Annotated in this window: 3 protein-coding genes and 1 pseudogene; 2 read left to right on the top strand and 2 right to left on the bottom strand. The window is 62.7% G+C overall.

The window, feature by feature from the left end; translation table 11 throughout:
* Nucleotides 1-238: pseudogene (locus EN879_RS29515) on the top strand (ATPase); the annotation flags it as partial.
* A 217-nt stretch (nt 239-455) separates the two neighbouring features.
* Here the strand turns inward: EN879_RS29515 and EN879_RS29505 are convergent.
* Nucleotides 456-1,247: a GGDEF domain-containing protein gene (locus EN879_RS29505; protein WP_013531037.1), complete on the bottom strand. Its 792-nt coding sequence runs from the start codon at nt 1,245-1,247 to the stop codon at nt 456-458.
* A gap of 105 nt (nt 1,248-1,352) precedes the next feature.
* Entirely contained in the window at nt 1,353-2,321 is a 969-nt protein-coding gene (gene miaA / locus EN879_RS29500) for a tRNA (adenosine(37)-N6)-dimethylallyltransferase MiaA (RefSeq protein WP_063168274.1), read from the bottom strand.
* Here miaA and serB point away from each other — a divergent pair.
* On the top strand, nt 2,311-3,198 hold the full coding sequence (gene serB / locus EN879_RS29495; protein WP_082826478.1) for a phosphoserine phosphatase SerB: 888 nt from the start codon (nt 2,311-2,313) through the stop codon (nt 3,196-3,198). The two genes, miaA and serB, sit on opposite strands and share 11 nt — an antisense overlap.
* Nucleotides 3,199-3,212: the final 14 nt, after the last annotated feature.

Genomic DNA, 3,212 nt, shown 5'->3' with positions numbered 1-3,212 from the left:
GGCCACGTCGAAGCCGGGCGACGATGTCGATCTGGTGGCGATCGTGGAACGATTGCGCAACGTGCCGAAATCGACGCAGCAGGCGATGGCCTTCGCCGAGGTCGTGGATTCAGGCCGCCAGGCCGGCGACCCCGACTACCGCAAGCCACCCGCCGCACGCCCGCCATCGGACGACGATTTCGACATGCGCTACGGCCTCAAGCCCGCAACCTTCGGCCTGCGCCCGCAAAACGATTGAGCTTGCGACCCGGCTGTTCTGCCGGCCGATTGAGAAGCCGCGCTAAGCTCGCGCCCTGCCTGGACCGCTTGGGTAAATCCCGTCAGGGAATTCGTCAGGCTGAGTCGGGTGGTGCTGTTTTCGAGAACCGAAGCGGAGCGGACATTTGAGTCCGTGAGCATCGGAAGCGCAGAAAACGGCGCCAGACGGCCAGCCTCACGAATTCAGGGACGGGATTTTAGGCGCAGACGCGGTTGCGGCCTTGCCTCTTCGCCTCGTAAAGCTGGCGGTCGGCGCGGCGATAGAACTCTTCCGCTGTTTCCTTGCGGTCCCAGACGGCTAGCCCGACGCTGGTGGTGATCTTGAGGCGGACATTGCCCGACAGCACCGACATGTTGGCGATCGCCTTGCGGATGCGCTCGGCAAACTTGCCCAGAAGCTCGGCGTCCATGTTGGGCGTGACCACGGCGAACTCCTCGCCGCCCAATCGCGCCACCACATCGTGGTAGCGCGTCATATCCTTGAGACAGCTTGCGACGGCCTTGAGCACTTCGTCGCCGACGTCATGGCCATGGGTGTCGTTGACCTGCTTGAAATGGTCGAGATCGAGGATCATCAGCCCGACAGGCTTTTCGATGCGCCGGAACTCCTCGAGATACTCCTTCAGCGCATCATCGAAATAGCGCCGGTTCTGCATGCCGGTCAGGCCGTCGGTCAGCGCCGCATGCTCGAGTGTTTCCGACCGCGCGCTGAGCGAGACCGTCATGGCGCGCAGCTTGCCCTCCTCCGTCGCCTGTTTTCGAATCAGCGGATAGATGAAGAAAATGCCGAAGAACAGCGCGGTGGCCAGGAGCACGCCGGTCGCGAACAAGAGCTTGTTGAGATAGATGACCTTGTCCAGACCCGAAGCCGTATGCAACTCGTCGGCGAAGGACTGCAGAAGTCCATAAGCATGCAGCGTCACCAGGCCGGCGGCCAGGATCACGAATATAAAGACGAAAAACGCTGATTCCGCCTTGTGGAAACGCATCTGCTCCCCGTTGGAAAAGTGCCCATCGACCTTATGGCATGGGCGGGCTTACGGAGGGTTAATTTGGACAACCACAACGGGAACCTTTCCTTGCAGGTAAACTTTTCAGGTTGCATCGGAAGCAAGCGCTGAGATCGTGGTTTCCAGATCATCACCGGGGTGCAACCTCAGCCATTCCGGCCCCAATTGATGCCTGAACCAGGTGGTTTGCCGCTTGGAATATTGCCTGGTCGCGATCTTGGCGCGTTCGATTGCCTCGGGAAAGCCAATCCCTCCGGCCATCGCCGCCTGCAGTTCGCGAACGCCGATCGCTTTCATCGCCGGCAATTCGGGATCGAGGCCAAGTGCCGCAAGCCGCTTGACCTCGTCCAGCGCGCCCTTGTCCAGCATTTGGTCGAAGCGTTTGTCGATGCGTCCGACCAACGCCGCCCGATCCGGCTCGATCACCAGGAAACGCGCGCTTTGCCTGTCGATGAGCGGCTGGCCGCGCTCTGCCTGCCATTCCAGGATCGAACGGCCAGACGCATCGAGAACCTCCAATGCCCGCACGATGCGCTGGCTGTCGGTTGGCTTGAGCATCATGGCGGCCGCCGAATCCTCGCGCAGCAGCAGGCTGTGCAGCTTGACGGCGCCCTGCTCCTTCAATTCATAGCGCCAACGGTCGCGGACCCGTTGCGGAATGTCGGGCATTTCCGAAATGCCCTCGGCTAATGCGCGAAAATAGAGCCCGGTGCCGCCGACAAAAATCGCTGTCCGTTCGGAGAATGTGCCGTCGTCGATCAGTTTCATCACGTCGCGCAGCCAGGCGCCGGTGGAATAGGGTGTCGCCGGATGGACATGGCCGTAGAGGAAATGCGGTGCGCGGGCGAGGTCGGCCGCCTCCGGCCGGGCGGTCAGCACGTCGAGCACCGAATAGCCCTGCATGGAATCCGTATTGACGATCACGCCACCCCTGCGCTCGGCCAGATCGAGCGCAAGCGCCGACTTGCCGCTGGCGGTCGGCCCGGCTATCAGGATCGCGTTCTTCACGCGGCCCTTGCCCGCCTGCCCGCCGGAATGTTCCATGCCGCTCATCGCCACGCTTGTTTCCCGTCCCATTGAGCGCGCTTTGTCGCTGTCGCTTGCGAATATGGCCTCACGGTCGGTCGGCGCAAGCGCTGTTGTCTGGCTGGCCGAAGGTATCGCCTGCGATCTCGTCCTGCCTGAGGCAGCCGACGCGGCCGCTACGAGTGCCGTCTTGCGCACGGCACTCGCCAGCGAGTCGGTCGACGTGATCGTCCAAGAAGCAGAAACCCGCCGCAAGAAAATCCTGATCGCCGACATGGATTCGACCATGATCGACCAGGAATGCATCGACGAGCTGGCCGACGAGATCGGCGTCAAGGATCATGTTGCCACGATTACCGCGCGATCCATGAATGGCGAGATCGCCTTCGAACCGGCTTTGCGCGAGCGGGTGGCGTTGCTGAAGGGCCTCGACGCCACCGTGGTCGATCGCATCGTCGCCAATCGCCTGACGCTGGCCTCGGGCGGCCGTGTTCTGGTCCGGACCATGCGCGCCAACGGTGCCTGGACGGCACTCGTGTCTGGCGGGTTCGAGGTGTTCACGACGCGAATCGCCGCAATGCTCGGCTTCCAGGAGAACCGCGCCAATCGCCTGCTCGAGCAGGACGGGCGCTTCACCGGCCTGGTCGGCGAACCGATCCTCGGCCGCGCCGCCAAGGCCGACGCGCTGATCGAAATTTCAGCGCGCCTCGGCCTGACGCCCGCCGACGCCATTGCCGTCGGTGACGGCGCCAATGATCTCGACATGATCCGCCTTGCCGGTACCGGTGTCGCGCTTCACGCTAAGCCGACGGTGGCGGCACAGGCCAAGGTCCGCATCGATCATGGCGACCTGACCGCGCTGCTCTATATTCAGGGCTACAGGCAGGAGGACTTTGTGCAATGAAACCAATGCGTACC

This window comes from Mesorhizobium sp. M7A.F.Ca.AU.002.02.1.1 (assembly GCF_003998535.1).
Taxonomy (GTDB): Bacteria; Pseudomonadota; Alphaproteobacteria; order Rhizobiales; family Rhizobiaceae; genus Mesorhizobium; species Mesorhizobium ciceri.
This window is presented reverse-complemented; position numbering and strand designations above follow the sequence as displayed.